The following is a 22,349-nucleotide window of genomic DNA, read 5'->3' on the forward strand; positions in this document are numbered from 1 at the left end:
GAGGGGCAACCATACCCCTCCAACCCCGCAAGGGGGTTCACGGGGACTAAAGTCCCCCGGGTCGTTTCCCTCTCGGGACTAAAGTCGCGGAGTTTCCCACTTACCGTATTTCTTTTTATGAACGCTCCCACCTATAACACTCATTCTGTCACTTGCCCGATTTGCAACCGTTCCAGCATCGTGGGCCCAGTCGGAATGGTCAGCGGACTATTCACCTGTCCCCACTGCCATTCTCATATGGTAATTAGCTGGAGCGGTCATTTTGTCCGCGATCCTTTTACTCTCAAACAACTGACGGTGGGAAAGATGCTCAGGCGCGAGAGCAGGCCCTTAGCTCGCCTCCAGCGCGACTTTGGGCTGGGCAAGCATTTCCCGCTGCTGGCGATTTTGGGAAGTGTGGTATTTTTGGGATGCGCGATCGCCGCTACAGAACAATCGCTGCCCCGGCAGAATTCATTTCAAGGATTTTTAGAGTGGGTGAGCGCCCCTGGTAGTTCCCCAGATGCCTCGCGTTAACAATTCTCAACATAAATTGTGACAGATATTCCGTGCAAATATCTATTCCTTTAGGTAGAGATAACCATATAACACTTAGGTGCTCGAATTCCAGGAAACCTGGTTTTTAGGGATTGGGTGGCTGTAACGAATAACGAATTATGTTCTCGGAAAACCGAGTTTCTGAGTCCCCGTGCGTCAGTCCTAGCAGTCTGAGCCGAGACTAATTCTCAAAAGTAGCAAGATTTTTGAGAAGCCGTTTCGGCTTGGGATTTAATCGGCCCCAATCCAAGTCTAATTGACAAACTCAGCAATTTTGCTAACTGCGGCTGCCAAAATTTCTGGCGGCTCAACTAAGGCAAATCGCACGTAGCCTTCTCCTGATTTCCCGAAACCGGCGCCGGGGGAAGCTGCGACTCCTGTACTCTGTACTAGCTGAGTGCAAAATTTCACGGAATCCGAGGCCCAAGGTGCTGGTAGTTTCGCCCAGACGTACATGGTGGCGGGGGGTACGGGTACTTCCCAGCCGATCGCGCTAAGCGCATTTACAAAGGCATCTCGTCGTTTTCTGAAGGTTTGTACACTGCTGGTGACGGTATCTTGGGGGCCGGTTAATGCCGAGATCCCTCCGTTCAAAATCCCTAGATATTGGTTGAAGTCTACTGCTGCTTTGACTTGTCGCAGGGCTGCAATTAGTTCGGGATTGCCGATCGCATATCCGACTCGAAAACCTCCCATGCTGTAGGATTTGGATAGGGTGAAAAACTCGATCGCCACACTCTTATCTCGATCCGCCTGAAAAATCGACGGCGCCATCAATTTGCGGTTTTCCTCGATATCGGAGGAGGAGGACGGGCCAGGGGGCACCGCCCCTACGGCATCGTCAAACACCAAATCCACATAGGGGAAATCGTGCACTAAAACGAGATCGTGTTGGCGACAAAAAGTCACTGCTTTCTCAAAAAATGCCAGCGGGGCGATCGCAGTTGTAGGATTGTGAGGATAGCTCAAAACCATCATCTTCGACTGAGCCAAGATAGGCATCGGAATATCTTCAAATACTGGCAAAAACAGATTTTCTGCTAATAGTGGCATCGGGTAAATTTGACCGCCAGCCAAATAGACACCGCCCGCGTGGGAAGGATAGCCCGGATCGAGCAGCAAGGCAAAATCTCCGGGGTTTAGCACTGCTAAAGGCATATGGGCCGTGCCTTCTTGGGAACCAATTAACGGTAGGACTTCTGTGGCTGGATTGACTGCAATCCCGAATTTTTTCTCGTACCAGGAAGCTGCTGCTTCCCGGAAAGAGCGGGTGCCGTTAAACAGCAAATAGCCGTGGGTGCTGGAGTCGGATAGCGATCGGGCGATCGCATCTGTAATGTGAGCGGCAGCGGGCAAATCGGAAGAACCTAGAGACAAATCGATCACATTCTGTCCGGCGGCTCTTGCTAAACTTTTCGCCCGATCCATATCGGCAAATACGTTAAATTGCAGGGGTTCTAAACGGTTGGCAAATTTCATATTTTTTGTGGCTTTTGAGGATATTAATCAATCATTTTAAATTGATTAGAACTGATTATTTTTGATAGGTTTTTTAGAGATTTTTTTTAACCACAGAGAGCGCAGAGGGCGCAGAGTAAGAGAGAGATGTTGGGGAAATATGGGATTTATATAGTTGTGAGTTGGGAGTTAGAAACTCCCGAATCCTTTGCAAACTTTATAAGTGACTTTCTAGCAAACCGATCAATTTTTCTTTGTTAATGGCTCCTTCGTGGGAAAGGACTACTTCGCCATTTTTAAACAGTCTGAGAGCGGGGACTCCTTCTACTTTATACTGCTTGACAGTAGTAGGATTGGGGTCAATTTCCATTTTAACCACTTTGAGGTCGCTGTAGTTGGCTGCTACCCAGTCGATCGAGGGCGCGATCAGTTTGCAAGGCCCGCACCAAGATGCCCAAAAATAGGCAAGCACTGGTTGCTCTGCTTTCATGACTTCTGTTTCAAATTTTTCGTCGTTAATGACAATTACACTGTTGCTCATGGTTGTACGATGATTTTTCCTGATTATTTTTGACACTCCTCAGCTATCGAGGCGTGAGGATTCTTAATTCAGCGACTGACCTTAAAATGTTACGTTCTTTCGACAATATTCAAACTTTTTAACCGTAGAAACCTACCAATTAACGAGCTTGATTCGCAGCCACCCCAGTGGGTCTATCTCCAAAAGCGTACTAGGATATTGACCTAGAGTTTGGGTATGCCCTACCCTACTTAATAAAAAAGAAATTAATTATTTATTTTTGTTTACTGGTTTTGGAACTATTTTTTAAGTTCCTGACTGTTTTAAGAGTTTTCGTCGCTCTTTGTCCCCCAGTTTATGCCTAAAAGTGTGTCTAATGTTTCACGATGGCAAAGGAGTTTAACCTTGACTATTATATGATACTATATTAATCCGTGCGTGATTTCCGAGTTTTTGAGAAACTTTTAAGAAATTAAAGCCGTCCTAGAAAGACGGGGTTTTAGACCCATTCCTTTGATAAAGCACGGGCGGGCGTTCAACTTGCGCCAAATTAAAAGACAGGCACAAAAACTGTTACTAATTTTAAAACATTCTGTCAATTATTGACTGCAAACTCAGGAATGAGGACTAATGGCTAATTCTGTATGGCGTTTAATTCCGCTGCTGTCGGCGTCTGGTAATGTGCAGATGGCGATCGACAAATGGCTGCTAGAAAAGCATCTAGCGGGGAAAAATCCGCCAACTCTGCGATTTTACACCTGGGCACCGGCGGCGATTTCCTTGGGCTACCACCAGCAGCGCTGGCCGGAGTTTTGGCAGCAGTTGTCTTGGGAGGGAAAGCCTTTGGAGTTGGTGAGACGCCCCAGTGGCGGGCGCGCGGTGCTCCACCAAGGAGATTTAACTTATGCAGTGGTGGCGTCGGGATTTGACAGCAGCCGCTTGAAAGCTTATCACACTATTTGTGAGTTTTTGATCGAAGGTTGGCGGGCGATGGGTGTGGATTTGCACTATGGCGAAGCTAAACGGAGTTACATTCACAATCCGAATTGTTTTGGTACGGCGACGGGTGCGGATTTAGTGACTGTTGATGGCTGCAAGTTGATTGGTAGCGCGCAATTGCGGCGGGGTGATGCTATTTTGCAGCACGGTTCGATGCGTTTGCGATCGGATGTTGGTTTGTTTTCTCATGTTTTTGGTGAGCAATTAATTCCTGTCCAATTACCTCTATCTGAAAAGGGAGATGATTTGATTCCGACGGTAATTGATGCTTTGAGTGCGGCGGCTTGTCGGTGTTTTGATATTGATTTGGAGGTGCGGCCGCTTTCGGATGAGGAGTGGAAGGAGATTTGGGAATTTACCAGTAATTAAGCTGTTTTACATTGAATTTTTCGGAACAGCCAAGATGGCCGTTCCACAAGAGAATTTCTAAAATCATTCTTAGGGGCAAATCAATAAGGAATGAAAATTTAATAACTTGCACAAGTTTGTGGGGTGTCTCGCCCGCCCTCTCACAAGGGCGGGCGAGACACCCCACAATAACAATTAAAATTGTAAGTTATTTAATTTGTGATCCTAAGTATGCTGCTTTTTGGGAACAGCCAAGAGGGCCGCTCCACAAGAGATTTTTGGTATGATTATTGTGGGTGGGTGCTCTTGGCAACACGTAAAAAGTTAGATGGGAATTTGATTAAAATGCAGTAGAGTTTATGGTTGCGGCTGAATTTGGACGATCGGCTCTTTGGCAATTTCGCTCAATTTCACTGAACCGAGCAAGCTTTCCCAATCTGCCTGGATCGCTTCATTTGTCGGGAAAGTGCGGCGAGCGGCAGCTAGATTGCTCAGGGCATCTAGCCAAATCCCATTTTTAGCATAAATAAAGATTTTCTCGCGCGCATCTGCCTGCTCTAATTGACTGCGGATATCTGCACTGAGATTAACTCGCTCCACTTTACCGATCGCAAGTAGGTCTCCCGCTCTGTCTGTTGGGTTGCAAATCAGTGTAAAATTCCAAGTGTAGCTTTTGCCTGCTTCCAAGGCAGGGACATTGCTGTTAGCAGGGATACTAACCGCGATCACTCCTGATAAATTCTTCACCGCGAGAGTCTGTTGATAAATCTGCTTGCCGCTGGGATCTAGTAGGGTAAATTCGGCTGATTCGGCCTCTGTTTGAGGCAAGTAGAAAAACAATGTTGGATAGTCGGAAACAGTGCGTTCGGTTTTATTGTTACGGACTAATGCTCTGAAACTTAGCTGATCCTTGGTCAGACAGGCGCCGCGGATTGGTCTGGGGTCTGGATTGGGGACTTGGGGGGGTCGATCGATATCTTCAGCAGTCGGAGCGAAGCGCGGCCCTCCTGGTTGACTGGATGGCTTGCCGGTGCGCCCCCAGCCCGGTGGCAGATCCTGTCCCAGAGCTGCAAATTGGCAAGCGTTGAATCCTCCTATCGACAATATGGCACAAAAGGCGATCGTTTTTAGCCTAAAATTAGTCATTTTTACCCTCGGAGTTTCCTGATTTTTTAAACTTCTGTTATGTAGTTTTACGGTGGCGATATTTCTCCTCCCAAGACGCGGTACACATTAACTTTTTCCTGCCTGCCTTTTAAGGGTAAAGCTCCCCAAGATTCTACCTCAAATTTTCCTTGAAGGTGTACTAAAGTTTCTTCGGCAATCAATATCCGGCAGGTATCCTCTTGCCGATCTTTTTCACAGCTTTCGAGGCGAGCAGCGATATTGACACTATCGCCAATCACTCCATATTCTAAACGAGTTTTTCCCCCCAAACTGCCCACCATTATCGGCCCGGTAAAAATTCCGACCCGCATTTTTGCCTGCGGTAAACCGCGAGCGAGCCAATTTCGATTCATGGCTCCCAAGCCCGAACTTATAGCGAGAGCGCAAGATACGGCAAGGCGAGCATCTTCGGCTATTTCTTCGGCAGTTGTGTGGGGAATTGGTACGCCAAATACTGCCAGCATTCCATCTCCGGTAAATTTATTAATCACGCCTTGATATTTTTGTACTTCCTGGGCCATTGCTGATAAGTATTCGTTTAACCAAGGCATTACTATTTCTGGCGGCAGTTGTTCGCAAATCGTGCTAAAACCCTGCAAGTCTGTCATGAGCATTGTAGCAGTCAGTCTTTGGCCCGGCAATAGCCCCGACTCTAGGAGATGAACGCGCTCTTTCCACAAAGCATTAGCGATCGCGGGTGAAGTTTGCTGTCCTAACAGTTTCATGACAGTTTCTTGCTGCTGCTTTGACTGGTGGTACTTGTAGGTGACGATCGCTGCTGGGACGGTTACAAATTCCAGAGTCGGCGCTATTATTGGTATCCACCCTTGTTGAGCGAACAGAAAAAATGTGAATCCCCACAATATGCCGCCTAGGGCGATCGCGCTGGCCGCGAAACTGAGCGTATTTTCTAAGCGCCAAGCCAAACAGCCGCTCGCTGCTCCCCAAACAGCTATCCACAGGATTTCTTGCCATTCATCCCAAAACCAAAATAGCTTTGTGCCGTCTAAAACTGCGCTGAGAATCTGGCTAGTTGCCGTTGCGTGAATGAATACCCCTTCCATGAGACGGCGATCGCGGGGAGTAGCGCTGTAAGGAGTAGAAAAAATATCTTTGACTGTTCTGGCTGTAACCCCGATTATGACTATTTTACCCTTAACTAATGTGGGGTCTAGTTTGCCCTCCAAAACTTGAGTTAGGGTCACGGCTTTTGCGACTGTAGGAGAGCGGTAATTGAGCAATATCTGGTAGCTTCGATCGTCAATTTTCTGATAACCTCCAGAGTTGGATTGCAAAACTGGAAACAGAGTTTTTCCGATATAAATTTCTTGATTGTCTGTAAATTTTGCGTTGATATTTTGAGTCTGAAAATATTTAAAAGCTAGGCGCATGGCAAAGGAAGTATGACTTGATGTTCCATCGGACATAAACATCATTTGTCGGCGCACTGTGCCGTCTGGATCGTGGACTAAATCGTTAAATCCTATCCTGGTTGGTGGTATGTTGGGAGGTGGCTCGGCTCGATCGTCGTCAGAGTCACCGATGAACGTAATCGGGATAACTTTGGGGTTTTTCAATTGAGCGGCTAATTCTGCATTTCCCGGTTCGTAGGGGATATCGCGAATGATATCCAGACCAATAGCGACGGGTTCCAGACTGGCTATGGAGGCGATCGCGCGAGCTAAAACGCGATCGGAAAGCGGCCATCTCTTATAAGCGTGAATGTCTTTGTCTGTAATTGTGACTACCAGCAACCTCGGGTCAACACCCGGATCGGGGCGCAACTGCACCATCACGTCAAAAGCCTTTAATTCCAATGGCTGCAACCAGCCTAAATGTCGCAATCCCAAGAGAGTTCCCGTCACTACCAGCCAGGTAATAGCCAGAGGTTGCAAGTCAGCGAAGGGGAAAGAATAAGTTAAGTTTTTCCAACTCCAACGTTTGGGCCCCAATTTATGATAGTAATTCTTCAAAAAATTGGGCATAATTCTTGTTTGAATCTTCCTTTATATCTGTGGGCTGGCTTTTGTCGTGCTGTGCCCGATCGCGAGTCTGGTATAATCGAAAGCGAGCGGGTACAGCACTCGAATAAAAATAAAAACGGTTTGTAGACTGCCTAGAGATGCTCCCACCTGCTAAATCTTAGCTTCTGACTAATCCCGATTGCAAAGCGATATTTTTAATCTTCCTGTGCTGTTTTGGCGATCGCACTTAAGTGCAATCCCTGCGGATAGCTGTTTTCTTCTTTGCTGCGCTTGATGTCAGCTTCCGAAATCTTGGGTTTGAGGTATTTTGCCAGCACTTTAATCGCGTCGCCTCGATCGATCGTCCCTACGACGGCACCAATGGACGAGATGACGATGATTCGCGGGAGTTGGCGGGCTTCCATGGTGTTAATTACTTCTGCGAGGGACGCTTTTTCTGAGACTGTCGGAGTTTTGGCTAGGGGTTGCAAAATGTTGTGCAGCGTCTGAATTTGCCACTGACTGCGCTCCGTACAGCGGATATCGTCGATCGACACTAGACCCAAATCCCGCCCGTTAGACGAAGCAATGTAAAATGGAAATGGGTTGACTTCTAACAAGTAGCGATCGGCAAATTCTCGCAGACTTAAATCTGCATCGACAACTCGAAACTCGCGGCTCATCGCATCGGCTGCTTTGGTTTTGAGCAGTGCTTCTTGCAAGGAAGTAAAGCGGCTATAGGCGCTAGCATTCCGAATTGCAAACAAGCCGATCAGCGCAATCCACAAGCCACCGTACAGGCGCGCCAACAAACATATACTCAAACCGAAAGCAACGGCCAACCAACCCAAAACTTGTCCTGTTTTTGCCGCCCACCGCACCCCAGCAAATCGCGAGCCGGTGATTTTCCAAATTGCTGCTTTTAAAACTTGTCCTCCGTCCAAAGGCAGGCCGGGAATTAAGTTAAACAATCCCAAAACGAGATTGATTAGGGCTACCCTTTCGGCGATTATTGCTAGCAAACTTGCTTGGGGTAAGACTTGAGAACCCAAACCGAGGATTACAAACAGCGAGAAGCTGACGAGAGGGCCGGCAATGGCTACTTGAAAAGCTTGACCTGGAGTTTTTGATTCTGAGTCGATCGATGCAACTCCACCAAATAAGAATAGAGTAATAGAATTAACTTTAATTCCTTGGGATATCGCAGCCAAGCTGTGACCGAGTTCGTGCAAGAGCACTGAAGCAAACAGTAGCAAAGCTATGGCAAATCCCGCACTCCAAGAGAGCGTCGGCCCCCACGAGCGATAACTGCTGGCGTATTCGCGGGTTGCCAGGGCTAAAATTATAAACCACGAATAATCTATCAGTAGCGGGATGCCAAATAAAGAGCCGATTCGCCAACCTGTCTGCATGAAAGTTTCCTGGGAAAGGAGAGCAAGAAAGAGTTTCTATTATATCTTTTATAACTCTTGCCTTTCCCCGAACTCTGATTTTTACAGAACTCCGGCGTTACCCAAGCCCAAGATGACTCCAGCCCCCAGCAAGTGCCCCAAGCTGCCTGTGGCCAGCAGTTCTGGGACGCCGAAGCCTTTGAACATTCCTGGGACTGCAACGGGTAAAGCTGGGCCTTTGCCTCGGTGTTGCTTGTTGATGCCGTAGTAGCCGATCGCGATCGCCAGCAAGTTGCATATAATCATGGTCAGTCCTACCATTGGCGACCACTCAGGCGTTGACGGTGCGCCAGCTTGTACGGCTAACAGCAAAGATGAGTTAATCATGTTTTTATGATCCTAATTTCACAGATTAATTGAGTTACAAAATTATAAAAAGCATTTCGCATTAAACTAAGATTTGTTTTAATAGTTAACAATTGGTTGATATTTTGATACAAACACCGAAACGGAGGAGCCAGAGTGCGGGTTAAAATTTGCGGAATTACGAAATTAGACCAGGGAATGGCGATCGCAGCTTTGGGAGCTCAGGCTTTGGGGTTTATCTGCGTGCCGGCTTCCCCGCGCTATGTCAGCCCGCAAACCATTCGCCCGATCGCCGAACAGTTGCCACAAAATGTCGATCGCATCGGCGTATTTGCTAATACCACAATAGAAAATATCTGTCAAGTAACGACCGAATCTAATTTAAGCGGGGTGCAGTTGCACGGGGATGAAACAGCGGAATATTGCGATCGGCTGCGCGAGTTTTTGCCGGGAATTGAAATTATCAAAGCTTTGAGAGTTAAGAACTCTGAAACTTTAGCCAGCGCTGCTATTTACGGCCTTCATGTCGATACTTTGCTGTTGGATGCGTACCATCGAGAACAACTCGGCGGTACTGGCTTGACGATCGACTGGATGATGTTAGCAGAGTTTGAACCGCCGTGTCCTTGGCTGCTGGCGGGCGGTTTGACGCCGGAGAATGTTTTAAGTGCGATCGATCGCGCCCAGGGCAAAAACTTCAGCGGTGTTGACCTTTCTAGCGGTGTTGAAATAGGGCCGGGAGATAAAGATTTGACCAAAGTTGCTCAGTTGTTTGCTAACTTAACTCAACTTGCTAATCATTGGTAATTGGTAATTGGTAATATAGAACCCATTTGACATCTTTGAGTTTTTGGGTTGGGTGACGAGAAATACCGAGATTAACCCGGTTTCTGAGATTTACGCCCGGGGCAAGAAACCGGGTTTCTACGAGTTTTTGGGTTGGTCACGAGAAATACCGAGATCAACCCGGTTTCTGAGATTTACGCAGAATATATCTCAAATGGGTTCTATACATTTCGTACTTTTCATCCCATTTACTCTCTTTGTCTGCGAAGGCAGACTTCGTTTGTGTAGTTTGACCTCGAATTCGTATGACGGGCGCTTCGCCACATCCGAATTTGAGGTCAACAGGTTTCAACCGCCGATTCCGTTGAAACCGTTGCTTTTATTGTTTCTTCATTCTTCATTCTTCCTTCTTCATTCTTCCTTCCGCTAACATCAGTTTAAAAATTTTAATCATAAATTAGATTATGTTAAATTTTAGTGCGATCGCCCTGCTGGACTTACTAGCACGTCGCGTCACCCAAGCTTTCTTAACCCTTCCCGATTTCCACGATTGGGTAGTTGCAGCTATCCTGGCCCTAGCTTACACGGCGATCGCGCTTCCCATCGGTTTTTGGTCAAATTTTCTGAAATTAGACACTGTAACCTCTAGGAGTACAATTTGGGCGGTGCTGGTGGGCTGTTTGTTCAGCCCGGGACTAAGCGAAGAAATATTTTTCCGGGCGTTAATCCTGCCGCGCCCGTCGGAATATGCTTCAGAGTTAATGCTGTGGTTTTGGGGAGGCGGGAGTTTGGCGTTGTTTGTAGTTTACCACCCGCTCAACGCCCTGACTTTTTATCCAGTGGGTCGATCGACCTTTATGAATCCAGTATTTTTGCTGCTGGCTGCTGTTTTGGGAGTTGCGTGCTCCATCGCATACCTGCAAAGCGGTTCTATCTGGCCTGCGGTGGCACTTCACTGGCTGGCTGTGACCGCTTGGCTGCTGCTATTAGGCGGTTACAGGAGGCTGTATGGTTAAATTGTAAAATAGTCCAGCATCACTATATTGTCCGGAGGAGCTCAGTTGTGGAAATCATAGGAGCGATCGTAGGTTTTTTAGCAGGGATAGCAGTTGCTTACTGGTTGGTAGAAAAGCGGTTGCACAAGCAAAAGCAAGAACACTTGCAGCAAACTCGCAGAATAGCTCAGGATATAGAACTAGCTCAGATATCTCGCCAGCAACAAAGCGGCGAATATCAGCAAGGAGGACAGGAAGACAGGCTCAGACAAGCTACAGCCGAACACCAAAATTCACTCAGACAAGCTACAATCGAACACGAAAATCAGCTACAACAAGTTGCAGCTCAATACGAAAACAAGCTCCAACAAGTTCGGGCCGAGCGCGACACTCAACTCCAAGAAGTTACGGGCGCACACGAGAACCAGCTCCGACAAATCAGCCAGCAATTAGAGGTTGCTCACAATACTAGACAGCAAGAAAGCCTGCAAGCTTTGCAAGCAGAACACGAAAATCATTTAGCCACAGTTGCAGACGAGTTGCATCACAATTATCAAGGTCAGATGGAGCAACATTTGCAAAATCTGCAAAACGAACACGAAATTCGCTTGAGACAAACCGCCGAGCAATACGAGAACCGCGAAGTTGAGATGCACTTAACCATGCAGGCTTTGCAAGAGCAATACGAAAGTCAGTTGCAAGCAGCCCAAGAGCAGTTGCAAGCTCACGAAGCTCAGATGCAATCTACCATCGTGTCATTGCAACAGCAGTACGAGAGTAACGTACACCAACAAGAAGTTCCCGAGCCACAGTTAGCTCAGTTAGACGAAACAGAATTAGCACAAGATTTACCACAACCAATTTGGCAAGAAGAGTCAAGCGAGTTAAATCAAACAGAAGTTGAACAAGACTTAAATTACACAGACTTTGCCGAACCAGAATCAATTGATTTACCTCAACAAGCCGAAGTAGAACAACAGCCAGAAGTTACCAGACAAGTACCAAACTATTCGCTAGCGCAGTTGATGAGATCCGTTCAAGGTCAGGACACAGAAACTCGAAAATTTGCAGCATCTGCGTTAGGTAAATTTGCAGCAGCTAATGCTCAGAGAGCGGAAGGCCAGCGAGCAATAGAAACCCTGGGAAAATTAGCTCAAGACTCTCAGCCCGAAGTGCGGGAAGCTGCTGTTGAAGCGCTAGCAACAATCAAGTCAGAAAAAGTGATTCCGCTTTTGCAAAAAGCTTTGCGAGATCCGTATGGTGGCGTAGCAAAATTGGCAAGTGCTGCGCTGAATAATTTTAAGTTTTATCCGCGCACTCCTGCGGTTAAGCCGAAAATTATCAATGTGAAGAAACCAAATCGTTAAACAGTTTTTGCAACACGGTAGGGACACGACTATGTTGTGTCCTTAATTTTTTGTGCGGAATGTTTGAATGGGCGATCGGGCGATCGGGTTTTTGCGGCTTATCCAGATTGGGCGATCGGGCTTTCTGTTTCAATCCCTGATATGGGTTTAGGTTGTTTGCGGCTCAAATCTAAAAGCCATTTCATAAGCTCTTCCTTTCAGTTTCAATCCCTGATAGGGGTTTAGGTTGTTTGCGGCGGTCTTCCTGGTTTACATGGTATTGTTGCTCATCTTCGTTTCAATCCCTGATAGGGGTTTAGGTTGTTTGCGGCTTGGCTACTGGTATCCCTCTGGGCGCTTACGCATGTTTCAATCCCTGATAGGGGTTTAGGTTGTTTGCGGCGCGCGATCGCCACTTACGAAAAATCTATTTTTAAACTGTTTCAATCCCTGATAGGGGTTTAGGTTGTTTGCGGCAGGATCGTGGCCCCGCACCAAAGCCGCCACGCCAAAGTTTCAATCCCTGATAGGGGTTTAGGTTGTTTGCGGCCAAATTCATTCATTTGTTTTATCCAAAATTTGAGTTTCAATCCCTGATAGGGGTTTAGGTTGTTTGCGGCTCTAAACTGTTGAGGACTGCGTAGCCATGTTTGCAGTTTCAATCCCTGATAGGGGTTTAGGTTGTTTGCGGCCTTGCCGGACGATCGAACTGTTCGCGAAGCAATGGGTTTCAATCCCTGATAGGGGTTTAGGTTGTTTGCGGCTCGGCAGCTCGCAAGATTATTCGTCAGGAAAAGCTGGGCTTGTTTCAATCCCTGATAGGGGTTTAGGTTGTTTGCGGCTTCCACGTAGATAATTTTGCTAGCGATCGCTCTCGCGTTTCAATCCCTGATAGGGGTTTAGGTTGTTTGCGGCAACCATTACCGAAAGCCAACTAAAAATGTTGATTGTTTCTATCCCTGATAGGGGTTTAGGTTGTTTGCGGCTTTTCATAAATTGCAATAGGTGGTTGAATTTGCGCCGTTTCAATCCCTGATAGGGGTTTAGGTTGTTTGCGGCTTTGCCAACTTTGGCGGAACATCGCGCTTACGCATGTTTCAATCCCTGATAGGGGTTTAGGTTGTTTGCGGCAAACTTTCCCCGCCGATAGTTGGCTGTTAAATACGTTTCAATCCCTGATAGGGGTTTAGGTTGTTTGCGGCATAACAAGCCCTATGTTGAGTGCTAGTAATTGAGTTTCAATCCCTGATAGGGGTTTAGGTTGTTTGCGGCTTGGAGAATCTGCGGTGCGCGATCGGCGCATCTTGTTTCAATCCCTGATAGGGGTTTAGGTTGTTTGCGGCGTGCTTGCCGTGCCGTGCGAAGTGTTGGAACAGTCGGAGTTTCAATCCCTGATAGGGGTTTAGGTTGTTTGCGGCACTATTTCTCTTGCCGCTATACCCTTTTTATCAGAGTTTCAATCCCTGATAGGGGTTTAGGTTGTTTGCGGCTCAATCTACTCAGAAACCAATAACACGGGTTTCGTTTCAATCCCTGATAGGGGTTTAGGTTGTTTGCGGCTTCCTTGGTGAGCAGGAGTTGCGCTATTCTCTTGTTTCAATCCCTGATAGGGGTTTAGGTTGTTTGCGGCTATTGAAGTAGTGGCACAAATTAATAGTTTGAGGGTTTCAATCCCTGATAGGGGTTTAGGTTGTTTGCGGCGCATCTAGTACGTCCCTTTTATGCTGTTTGCCCGGTTTCAATCCCTGATAGGGGTTTAGGTTGTTTGCGGCCGCCTGTGTTTGAAAGGCTGACGGTATTTAGTTTTCAAGGTGCAGTTACGGGAATCGATCGCAAATCTATTATTTCAGCCACCGGCTTGTCAAGAGGCAAAAAAATAAACAGCCCTCAAAACCCTTGACAGGAAGCCTTACAGCGTTTGGGGGAATCGTTTTTTTCGGCTGAGTACCTCAAACCCATGCCGTGCAACCAATACAGCCGAAAAACTTGACCCCTCAAAAAAAAACACCTACCGGTTCCCGCAAAATCTCATAAATCAGAACCGGGCTACAAGACTCCGACTGCTGAGAGCGCCTCCGCTTCAACCTCGTTCATCTCATCGAGTTTCAGCCAAACTTGCTGCATCAACTCATCCAACCCAACTCGACTCACCGCCGAAATCATCAACACGTGAGCACCGCTGATTTCTTTCAATCGGGCGATCGCATTTCCAATTTCTTCATCTTCTCGATCGATCGCATCTACCTTATTAAAAGCCAAAATCTGCGGCCGCTCCGCCAAACCTCGCCCGTAAGCTTTCAATTCTTCCTGAATTGTGATGTAATCTGCGATCGGGTCTTCATCAGTAATATCGACTAAATGCAGCAACAACCGAGTTCGTTCGATGTGCCGCAAAAACTCGTAACCCAAACCCGCACCTTCGTGAGCCCCGGCAATTAAGCCCGGAATATCAGCAAAAACAGTACCGTCGCCGGTCGGTTTTTTGACTACGCCCAAATTCGGAATTAAAGTTGTAAACGGATAATCTGCTATTTTGGGGCGAGCCGCTGACAAAGCCGAAATTAAAGTTGATTTCCCAGCATTAGGTAAACCAATAATTCCCACTTCAGCTAACAGCTTCAATTCCAAACGCAAAAACTTATGTTCTCCTTCTTTTCCCGGCAGCGCATAATCGGGCGCGCGGTTAGAGTTAGTCAAAAAACACTTATTTCCTAAACCACCTTTGCCACCTTTAGCAACACAAAAAGTCTGTCCGGGCGTGACTAAATCTGCTAAGATTGCCTGAGTTTCTGCATCGTAAACTACTGTACCGCAGGGAACTTCGATCGTGCGATCGTCCCCAGAAGCCCCAGTCATATTTTTTGGCGCGCCCTTCTTCCCGTCTTGACCTTTAAAAATCCGGTTGTACTGAAAATCTAGCAGCGTTTGTAGGCTTTCCACCGCCACCATAAACACAGAACCGCCCCGCCCGCCGGTGCCACCGCTTGGCCCGCCCGCCGGTATATACTTTTCTCTGCGAAAAGCTACCATCCCGTCGCCACCTTTGCCGGCTGCGACTTGAACATCCGCTCGATCGATAAATTGCATAATTTAGTCAATAGTCAATAGTCAGTTGTCAATAGTCAGTTGTCATTAGTCACTTGTCATTGGTCATTAGTCAACAGTCGTTAGTTATGATACCAGAGCCAATGAGTTGTCATTGGTCATTAGTCAACAGTCAACAGTCCTTAGTTATGATACCAGATCCAAGTAAAATATTGCTCTTTTCTTTTATAACAATCGCCACAGCAGTGAGGACATAAATAACCTCATGAATAGAGCCTAGAGCCTGTAGCAGAAACGGTTTGATTTCCTTAGTCTGCAACTGTCCACTGTCCACTCTTCGACTTCGCTCAGCGCAAGCTGTCCACTGTCCACTGCTATAGAATGCTGAAGCGGGCTAAAGGCAACTTTAATCGTGAGTTACAATCGCTAAAAAAATATATTTATCGCAGCAAGTTTGCTATTAGCAGGACTTCCGCAGAAAAACTGAATAAACGGGAATCTCTCATTTTTTCTAAAAGCAGTTTTTTTGACATTTTTTGAGAGTGCGAGCTGTAGTGAACTCGCCACAGCACTACAAATGTAAAAAAGAGATGCACCCGAACAAACTGAACTTTTCTACTTTTTGCGTCTTTGACTAATTAGCAGTCATTGGTTAATAGCTGACAATCATTAATCGAAGATTTGACAATAATGACCAATCACCATCCTTCGGCTCCCTCGGGGAGAGCGGGCGGGCAAGTCGCTCGGAGGCTAAAATGACCAAGGACTCATAACCAATGACAAATGACCAATGACCAAGGACTCATAACCAATGACTAATGACAAATGACAAATGACCAATGACCAATGACCAATGACTAATGACCACTAACAATATGACGATACATCTTCGTGGCAATCATCTGCTAAATAGCACAGAGCGCGAAAGCGCATCCCCACCAATTGTTCGTACAGCGGATTAAGCTTGCACATCGGGGGAATGTGGACGATTTTGCGGCCGAATAACACGACATCTCGCTCAAACGGACACTGGGGCGGAATCATTTTACAGACAAAACGTGCAACTCTCGGATCGTGAACTTCCCACGCGTCGAGCCAGTCTTTGACAGGTTGCAGGACGTTTTTCTGGTGAGGTTGAGGTCGCCCAGATATCAGGGGTGATGCGGCATTCAAGCTTACGGCTGTTTCGGTGCTGGGGCCTTGGGGCTCGTACCTGCTGTCTTCGATGGTGTGTCGCAGAGATTCGATCGCCTCGACTTTATGACCCAAAGCCGTGCAAAACTTGTAAAGTACCTCGTCTTCGCTCAGCGAGTACGTACCGTCTGCTAAGGCTACCATGACTGCGGTTCTCAAAAAATTCTCGCCGTTGGCGGTGCCTTTTCCTAACACAGCAGCTAGTTCCTCGGCGGCAATTGGTTCAAAACCCGCCTCCAGAGATACTGGATGTAGCTCATCCTGAGTTAGGTTCGCAATCATTTTTTGCTCGTTTTCGTCGAAGTTGCCGTCTGCCCAAGCAATTGTCAGCAATCCGCGCAGCCAAGCGGTAATTTCTTCATTGGTACAGTTCGATTTCGCGTTACTCATCAGCATTTCCAGTTGGATATACCAGTCAAGTTCTAGATTGGGAGCGGGATAAATATTCCCCTCTAAATAATTTTTACTACTTTTTTGGTCGATCGATCTGTTTGTGGAAGGTTTGTGCCTGAAGATTGCTCGAAACGCTTGTAGTGGACGTGTTAAAAGCATATTTTTTTCTCAGGAGCTTCGCCAATTAGCGAGCTAATCTATGGTTTAATCCTCTCCCTCTCAAATGGCGTCTATCTGGAGGAATAGGTTCGCTTGATTGATTAATAAGTATAGTTGCACAGATTCAAGATGGCGATCGAATTTAACAGAGACGCCAGCTCATATCGACCCGATTTTTTTGCTAGAAATCACAGGTTTGCCAACGTAGGATCTAATCAGCAACTGGGTTTCTCACTGCGGGGCGATCGAACTTTGTTATGTTTACATTTTAATATATATTTTTGTAAATTTTTGTGTTACGGCGGCGTAACATTTGACCCAGAGGCGGCTTTATGGTTTTGAGATAAAAAGACTTGATGCAACTATTAGCTTTTGTAAAAGGTTCCGATTGCTGGGCTCGTCTGAAAATGAGATTATTTATAAAATAAATTACTTAAAAAGAAGTGTTCGGTTTATTGTTTGAATTATGTTGTCAGGTGCGTGACTGTGAGCCGATGTCTCGAATTGAGAGTTCCTCAACAGCGGCGCACCCACGGCCGTAGGTCTATGATTCCCTTCTTCCTTGTGTTAACTGACAACTGCTTTCCTGTCAACTGAGGGCGGGCACGGCGTTGCACCGCCCCTACCAACTGAGGGCGGGCACGGGGGCACCGCCCCTACCAACTGAGGGCGGGCACGGGGGCACCGCCCCTACCAACTGCCAACTGCCCACTGCCCACTTAGCTTCGGCGGCACAAAATCCAGCGCAGTTCCATGGGCGGGCGTCCGTTTGACATGGGGAAGACATCTCGACCGGTGGCCCAACTGGGAAACCAGGGCGTCGGCGGCCAGGCTCCTTCTGGCAAGTGATGGCGTTCGTACTCCCACACCAATTCGTCGGATATTTGGACTAAGGGTAAGCCTTCCATGGCAGCGGCGAGCTCTTGGGGTGTAAATAAGGTAGACCAGGAAAGTTGTGCGACTTGTCGCACCAGGGCATCAGGCTGGTAGTCGCCGATCGTTAAAAATGTGCTGAACAACAAGATGCCCCCGGGACAGAGGAAATCGCACATTTTGGCGAGGAACAGCCGTACTTGGTCGCTGTCTCGAAAATGCGAGATGACTTCGGCTGCAATTGCAAGCTGGTAGCGGGCGGGTTTCATCCGCATTAAGGGGTCGAGTACGTCGCCTTCTGTGACTGTTACGGGAAGGTTTTCGGCGGTGACTGCTGTTTTTAATTGTTCGGCAAAAGCTGGGGTGAGTTCGATCGCATCTACAGAATAGCCCGATCTCGCCAGCGGTAAGGTGTTGCGCCCGGTACCGGCTCCTACGTCCAATATCCGCACTCGATCGGGATTTCCCAATTTAGCAGCCGTTGCCATCACTTTTGCATCGGGATGGGGGCCGAACAGCGGAGGTTCTCTAGTGTCTACCCAGCTTTTGTACTGTTCTCCAATTGTTGATGTGCTGACAAGCACTTTGCAGGCTAAACCGGTTTGTGGCGGCTGCACTGATTCGTATTGCAGGATCAAAATCGATGCTGTTGAGGCGTGGTAGCCTTGTTCTAATTTGGTGGCTAACAGCTTGGTGAGTTCGTCTCTGCGTTCTTCTGGGAGGGGTCTGTCGAGGGTGAGAAATAGTTTTTCGATTGCTTTGATATAATGGCTGACCATTCCCGGTACGCAGGGGAAAATTAATTCTCCGCGTGCGGTGACGCGGGTATTAACTTTGTAGAGGATGGCTTGCTGGAGAATGTCGGGATTTACTACCAGCGGTAGGTATTCGGTTTTGTCGATCGTGCTTTCGGCGCCCATAGATTCCGGGAAGAAGGTTCGGCAACTGCCAATGTACGGGATTTAATGGATGAATATTGAGAATTGAGGGAAATCTGTATGATAGCTGACTGTACAATTTCCGATTGTAAAGCACCCGATTACCATGAATAAATGTGGTTTGATCGTTCGGACTTTAGTCCGCAGAAATTGATGCGGACTAAAGTCCGAACGATCAAACCTGTTTTTGGGACATGATATTTAAGCTATCGAGTGGCTGTAGCGCATTTAAATTGTGTTTTTCAAGGCGAGGTGGAAAAAGCAAATCCTCTCGCCTTCTCCCCCTCTCTCGTTTTCCTGTTAGCGATCGCAGGAGATTTATCTGGGAGCAACTTAAAGCAGGGCTTAGTTGCTGCCGGTAAAAGTAACTTCGGGAAACTTTGACTGAGCTTCAGTCATCGGGCGCCGTCTGCCTTCTTCTTGCCAGTAGTTGATAACTTCTGTAGCTTGGTTGAGGATTTCGACGCGATCGTTGTCAGCAATCCAGTGTTTGGCTTCGAGTTCGTTTTTGAGTTCTTCCCACGCATCCTTGCGCGGCCAGAAAAAGTAAGATGTCAGCGGGCTAGTTCCTTTACCGACAACTTGGTCAACGGCGAGGGCAACATTCTCTTCTAGCCAGAGAACTTTTAAGATGAACTTGGACAAGCAAACCTCCAGGGTTCCGATCGAACTTATTAAAAATTTCTACAATCGCTAAGCGTAGCACATTCTGTTCAATAATGAGTGATCGTCGATTAAAAGTTTTGTCGCGCGGCTGGGTTTGGCGCCTCGCAGAAGCTCGAAACCGATAAAATTTGCTCGATCGTCCCGGTACAAGGATAGTTAAGTTGTGAACAGAGTTATTTTAGTTTTTGACATTGACGGTGTGGTGCGGGATGTGTCCGGTTCCTACAGGCGGGCGCTGGCGGATGCGGTGGAACATTTCACGGCTGGTGCTTTTCGCCCGAATTCTGCGGATATCGACTCTCTGAAGTCTGAGGGTGTGTGGAATAATGACTGGGAAGCGTCTTTAGAGTTGGTTTGCCGTTATTTTGAGGGGATTGGGCGATCGAGAAATCAACTCGCTTTCAACTATGACGAATTAGTCGCTTTTTTCCAAAGTCGCTATCGCGGGGATAACGAGCAAAATTGGACTGGTTACATTTGTGACGAACCGTTATTGTTAAATCCAGCTTACCTAGAAAATTTAACAATTGGTGGCGTTGCTTGGGGATTTTTTAGTGGCGCGATGCGGGATGAAGCCGCCTATGTTTTGGAAGGGAAACTCGGCTTAAATTCCCCGGTATTAGTCGCGATGGAAGATGCACCGGGAAAGCCCGATCCGACGGGACTTTTTGCCACAATTGAACAGTTGGAAAAGTTGCACGGTTTACCCAAGAATTTGCCTGTGATTTATGCGGGAGATACTGTGGCGGATATTTACACGGCGGTGAAGGCGCGGGAAGTTCAACCAAATCGGGTTTGGCTGGGGGTGGGAATTTTGCCGCCTCACGTTTTGGATGATTCTGCTCGCTGCGAGGCTTATGCTGCGGCGCTGAATAAAGCAGGTGCAGCAGAGGTTTTCAGGAATGTTGAGGAGTTGACTGCTGCACGAATTGGAGAGTTAGACGGCGGTTGAAACCGCGTCTACACAAACGATGTCTGCCTCCGCAGACTCAAGAAATACGGCGGTTGAAACCACGTCTACACAAACGATGTCTGCCTCCGCAGACTCAAGAAATACGGCGGTTGAAACCGCGTCTACACAAACGATGTCTGCCTCCGCAGACTCAATAAAATAACATAATTTAAACCGTCCGATCTTCAACCTGCGGAGGCAGGTTTTGTTTTTGTAGACGCGGTTTCAACCGCCGTCTTCTTCGGATGATATTGGCATTTTTGGGGAGAATTCCTGATTGCAAAATGCCGTACAATCATCGGGATTCTGGAACTTTACCTTTTGCGATTATTTCAAGCTCAAGAATTTATCTAAAGCCCCAACTACAACTGGCGGCCAGCGACGGGTTTTTGCCACCCAGTCGAGGTCTTTGTAGCGGGAATCGAGACCGATCGCAGCTACCCAATTGCTCTCGGCTTCGCCGCGCTGTCCGGCTTCCCAAAGACAGGCGCTGAGGGCGGCTCTCATGTCGGCAAATTGAGGGTATCTGCGGACAATGTTTTTCATGTTGCGAATTGCTTCTTTGGTTTGCCCGTTTTGATAAAGTGCGAGGGCGTGGTTGGCGCGCGCAAAGGCATATTCGGGGGCTATTTCAAAGGCTTTGCTGTAGTCGGCAATTGCTGTTTTCCATTGTCCTAAACCTGCTTCGGCGTTACCTCGGTTGTTGTAAGCGGCTGGATCTTTGGGGTCTAATTCTAGCACGTGGTTGTAGTCGGCGATCGCATCTTCCCAGCGTCCTAAACCTTCTAGGGCGGTGCCACGGTTGAGGTAGGGATCGGGGGCGTTGGGAGCTAGTTCGATCGCCTTTTCGTAGTCAGCAATCGCTGGTTGTAGCTTGTTTTGGCTGACTCTCGAATTGCCTCGGTTGCTCCAAGCGGCGGCTTGTAAAGGAAATTTGTCAATAATTTCTGTCCAGAAAGTTTCGGCGGCGGGAAATTTGCCTTCGTTTGTAGCTTCAAAAGCTTTTTGAACGAGTTCTCCTAATTCTTGCTGCGGAGCGGTGATATCTGTTGGTTGTGCTTGTGCGGAGGCTGGCGCGATATTTCCCAACCAAACTAACCCGGTTACGATTAATATTGTAAAAAACGTGAAAAGTGAGCGGCTCATTTTTGTTGGCAGTTAAAACTTTACTAAGGACATTATTAACCGAAATTGCGGGCGTTGGTTGGATCTGATAAGTTAAAAGTAATTTTATGAAAAAACGTTTATTAATTTTGGGCGGAACGGGGGATGCTGTTGAACTGGCAGCCCGAGCTTCTCAACTTGCTGATGTGGAGGTGATATCTTCGCTAGCAGGGCGCACTCAACAGCCTTTGACCCCAAAAACGGGTACGGTGCGGGTTGGGGGGTTTGGTGGGGCGGCTGGGCTGGCGGAGTTTTTGCGTCGCAGCCCGATCGACTTTTTAATTGATGCGACTCATCCGTTTGCGGCGCAGATTTCAGCCAATGCTGCGGTGGCTGCGGCTGAGTGCAATGTGCCTCATTTGATGCTGGTGCGCCCACCTTGGGAGGCCGTGGAGGGCGATCGCTGGATTGAAGTCGCGGCCCACTCGGAGGCTGCAAAGGCTCTATCGGGGCAGTCTGGGCGGGTGTTTCTGACGATTGGGAGGCAGGAATTGGCTGCTTTTGCTGGTTTGGATGCTATTTGGTTTTTGATGCGGGCGATCGATCCTCCAGCACCAAATACTCCGATTCCTCAGGGTAAATTGTTATTAGCTAGGGGGCCTTTTTCATTGGAAAGCGAGCGGCAATTGTTGTTAGAATATCAGATTGATACAATTGTTAGTAAAAATAGTGGTGGCGCCGCTACCTATGCTAAAATTATCGCGGCTAGGGAACTGGGTATTCCGGTGGTGATGGTGCAGCGGCAGCCTATTCCGAATGTTGAGCGGGTTGCTGATGTAGCCGGGGCGATTTATTGGCTGATTCAGCATTTTAAGTGAAACCAGCCGCGAATATGATTTTATAACAAAAGGTTTGTAGTGAGGACTTTAGTCCTTCTTTTTTGCGGACTAAAGTCCTCACTACGAACGGATTTTTAGGTTTGTAGTGAGGACTTTAGTCCTTCTTTTTTGCGGACTAAAGTCCTCACTACGAACGGATTTTTAGGTTTGTAGTGAGGACTTTAGTCCTTCTTTTTTGCGGACTAAAGTCCTCACTACGAACGGATTTTTAGGTTTGTAGTGAGGACTTTAGTCCTTCTTTTTTGCGGA

At 47.5% G+C, this 22,349-nt stretch carries 18 protein-coding genes and 1 CRISPR repeat array; of the genes, 7 read left to right on the top strand and 11 right to left on the bottom strand.

The features are described from left to right. Positions 1–117: 117 nt before the first annotated feature. A complete protein-coding gene (locus QZW47_RS06670; RefSeq protein ID WP_293125339.1) occupies positions 118–516 on the top strand; it encodes a hypothetical protein in 399 nt (132 codons plus the stop codon). Positions 517–789: 273 nt separating this feature from the next. Here the strand turns inward: QZW47_RS06670 and QZW47_RS06675 are convergent, their stop codons facing one another. Together QZW47_RS06675 and QZW47_RS06680 are read right to left on the bottom strand one after the other, a co-directional pair. Beyond that, a complete protein-coding gene (locus tag QZW47_RS06675) occupies positions 790–2,016 on the bottom strand; it encodes an LL-diaminopimelate aminotransferase (protein WP_293125341.1) in 1,227 nt (408 codons plus the stop codon). Positions 2,017–2,212: 196 nt separating this feature from the next. Continuing rightward, a complete protein-coding gene (locus QZW47_RS06680; protein ID WP_293125343.1) occupies positions 2,213–2,536 on the bottom strand; it encodes a co-chaperone YbbN in 324 nt (107 codons plus the stop codon). A 609-nt stretch (positions 2,537–3,145) separates the two neighbouring features. Here QZW47_RS06680 and QZW47_RS06685 point away from each other — a divergent pair. Then, entirely contained in the window at positions 3,146–3,883 is a 738-nt protein-coding gene (locus QZW47_RS06685; RefSeq protein WP_293125345.1) for a biotin/lipoate A/B protein ligase family protein, read from the top strand. A 336-nt stretch (positions 3,884–4,219) separates the two neighbouring features. On the opposite strand, the gene QZW47_RS06690 is transcribed toward QZW47_RS06685, so the two are convergent. The 4 genes from QZW47_RS06690 to psaK all read right to left on the bottom strand — a co-directional run bounded on the left by QZW47_RS06690 (position 4,220) and on the right by psaK (position 8,771). Next, on the bottom strand, positions 4,220–5,008 hold the full coding sequence (locus QZW47_RS06690; RefSeq protein ID WP_293125347.1) for a DUF928 domain-containing protein: 789 nt from the start codon (positions 5,006–5,008) through the stop codon (positions 4,220–4,222). 47 nt (positions 5,009–5,055) lie between these two features. Beyond that, positions 5,056–7,014, bottom strand: a complete 1,959-nt coding sequence (locus QZW47_RS06695) for an adenylate/guanylate cyclase domain-containing protein (RefSeq protein ID WP_293125349.1) — start codon at positions 7,012–7,014, stop codon at positions 5,056–5,058. Positions 7,015–7,208: 194 nt separating this feature from the next. Further along, positions 7,209–8,405 (bottom strand): site-2 protease family protein, encoded by a 1,197-nt coding sequence (locus QZW47_RS06700; RefSeq protein ID WP_293125351.1) that lies wholly within the window; start codon positions 8,403–8,405, stop codon positions 7,209–7,211. Between the two features lie 81 nt (positions 8,406–8,486). Further along, positions 8,487–8,771 carry a photosystem I reaction center subunit PsaK gene (gene psaK / locus QZW47_RS06705; RefSeq protein ID WP_293125353.1) on the bottom strand — a complete coding sequence of 95 codons (285 nt, stop codon included), beginning with the start codon at positions 8,769–8,771 and terminating at the stop codon, positions 8,487–8,489. Between the two features lie 135 nt (positions 8,772–8,906). On the opposite strand from psaK, the gene QZW47_RS06710 reads away from it, so the two are divergent. The 3 genes from QZW47_RS06710 (at position 8,907) to QZW47_RS06720 (ending at position 11,898) form a co-directional block, all read left to right on the top strand. Then, on the top strand, positions 8,907–9,557 hold the full coding sequence (locus QZW47_RS06710) for a phosphoribosylanthranilate isomerase (protein WP_293125355.1): 651 nt from the start codon (positions 8,907–8,909) through the stop codon (positions 9,555–9,557). Between the two features lie 443 nt (positions 9,558–10,000). Next, the gene (locus QZW47_RS06715) at positions 10,001–10,552 is read left to right on the top strand and encodes a CPBP family glutamic-type intramembrane protease (protein ID WP_293125357.1); all 552 of its coding nucleotides are present in this window, start codon (positions 10,001–10,003) and stop codon (positions 10,550–10,552) included. A gap of 47 nt (positions 10,553–10,599) precedes the next feature. After that, positions 10,600–11,898 (top strand): HEAT repeat domain-containing protein, encoded by a 1,299-nt coding sequence (locus QZW47_RS06720; protein ID WP_293125359.1) that lies wholly within the window; start codon positions 10,600–10,602, stop codon positions 11,896–11,898. Between the two features lie 126 nt (positions 11,899–12,024). Next, positions 12,025–13,649: a CRISPR direct-repeat array (repeat unit 37 nt; unit sequence GTTTCAATCCCTGATAGGGGTTTAGGTTGTTTGCGGC). A gap of 274 nt (positions 13,650–13,923) precedes the next feature. Here QZW47_RS06720 and obgE read toward each other — a convergent pair. The 4 genes from obgE to QZW47_RS06740 form a co-directional block, all read right to left on the bottom strand. Further along, complete coding sequence (gene obgE / locus QZW47_RS06725) at positions 13,924–14,964, bottom strand: GTPase ObgE (RefSeq protein WP_293125361.1); 1,041 nt, start codon at positions 14,962–14,964, stop codon at positions 13,924–13,926. An 825-nt stretch (positions 14,965–15,789) separates the two neighbouring features. Then, a complete protein-coding gene (locus QZW47_RS06730; protein ID WP_293125363.1) occupies positions 15,790–16,668 on the bottom strand; it encodes a Mo-dependent nitrogenase C-terminal domain-containing protein in 879 nt (292 codons plus the stop codon). 719 nt (positions 16,669–17,387) lie between these two features. After that, positions 17,388–18,461 (bottom strand): bifunctional 2-polyprenyl-6-hydroxyphenol methylase/3-demethylubiquinol 3-O-methyltransferase UbiG, encoded by a 1,074-nt coding sequence (locus tag QZW47_RS06735; protein ID WP_293125365.1) that lies wholly within the window; start codon positions 18,459–18,461, stop codon positions 17,388–17,390. A 363-nt stretch (positions 18,462–18,824) separates the two neighbouring features. After that, entirely contained in the window at positions 18,825–19,136 is a 312-nt protein-coding gene (locus QZW47_RS06740; protein WP_293125626.1) for a 30S ribosomal protein PSRP-3, read from the bottom strand. A 172-nt stretch (positions 19,137–19,308) separates the two neighbouring features. Here QZW47_RS06740 and QZW47_RS06745 point away from each other — a divergent pair, with 172 nt between their 5' ends. Further along, on the top strand, positions 19,309–20,097 hold the full coding sequence (locus tag QZW47_RS06745) for a TIGR01548 family HAD-type hydrolase (RefSeq protein ID WP_293125367.1): 789 nt from the start codon (positions 19,309–19,311) through the stop codon (positions 20,095–20,097). Between the two features lie 327 nt (positions 20,098–20,424). Here QZW47_RS06745 and QZW47_RS06750 read toward each other — a convergent pair whose 3' ends face one another. After that, positions 20,425–21,243: a tetratricopeptide repeat protein gene (locus QZW47_RS06750; RefSeq protein WP_293125369.1), complete on the bottom strand. Its 819-nt coding sequence runs from the start codon at positions 21,241–21,243 to the stop codon at positions 20,425–20,427. Between the two features lie 86 nt (positions 21,244–21,329). On the opposite strand from QZW47_RS06750, the gene QZW47_RS06755 reads away from it, so the two are divergent. Beyond that, entirely contained in the window at positions 21,330–22,079 is a 750-nt protein-coding gene (locus QZW47_RS06755) for a cobalt-precorrin-6A reductase (RefSeq protein ID WP_293125371.1), read from the top strand. Positions 22,080–22,349 lie beyond the last annotated feature (270 nt).

Origin of the sequence: Microcoleus sp. bin38.metabat.b11b12b14.051 (genome assembly GCF_013299165.1) — a bacterium.
Lineage (GTDB): Bacteria > Cyanobacteriota > Cyanobacteriia > Cyanobacteriales > Microcoleaceae > Microcoleus.